This window comes from Streptomyces sp. SID486 (genome assembly GCF_009865385.1).
Lineage (GTDB): Bacteria > Actinomycetota > Actinomycetes > Streptomycetales > Streptomycetaceae > Streptomyces.
Map to the genome: position 1 here is coordinate 1 of NZ_WWJT01000132.1, position 717 is coordinate 717.

The window sequence follows — 717 nt, forward strand, 5'->3', positions numbered from 1 at the left end:
GTGCCCGGCCCGGCCGCCGGGGTCGTCGTACGGCGGCTGGACGCGGCGGCCCACGCCCGCCTCGCGGACGCCGCGCAGGCCCGGGGCGCCACCCTCTTCATGGCCCTGCACGCCGCCCTGGTCACCGCGTTGCTGCGGGCCGGCGCCGGCCCTGACACGGCGATCGGCGCACCCGTCGCGGCACGGGCGTCGGACGGCGACGTCGAGGACGTCGTCGGGTTCTTCGTGAACCTGCTCGTGCTGCGCGCCGACGCGTCCGGCGACCCCACCGCCGCCGAACTGCTGGCCCGCGTCCGGGACACCGACCTCGCCGCCTTCGCCCACCAGGACGTGCCGTTCGAGCAGGTCGTCGGCGCGCTCAACCCGGCCCGCAGGCCCGGCCGGCAGCCGTTCACCGAGGTGGTCCTGGCGCTGCAGAACAACGCGCGCGCCGAGGTCGCGCTGCCCGGCGCGGAGACCGGCGTGGAACTGGTGCGCACCGGGTCCGCCCGGTTCGAGCTGCTCGTCGACGTCTCCGAGAGCACCGCCCCGGACGGCACACCCGGCGGCCTCACCCTCACCTTCGAGTACCGGGCCGAGGCACTGGAGGAGTCCTTCGTCGCCTGGCTGGCCGAGGCACTCCCGCAGGCACTGGAGGCCGCCGCCGGCGCCCCCGGCACCCGCGTCTCCGCGCTCGCACTGCCCGAACCGCCCCGCCGCGCGGGCGCCGCCGACCGC

1 protein-coding gene is annotated in these 717 nt (G+C 78.0%); it reads left to right on the forward strand.

The window, feature by feature from the left end; translation table 11 throughout:
• Positions 1-717 (forward strand): condensation domain-containing protein (locus GT045_RS06565; protein ID WP_161333582.1); only part of this gene is annotated, 717 nt, incomplete at both ends.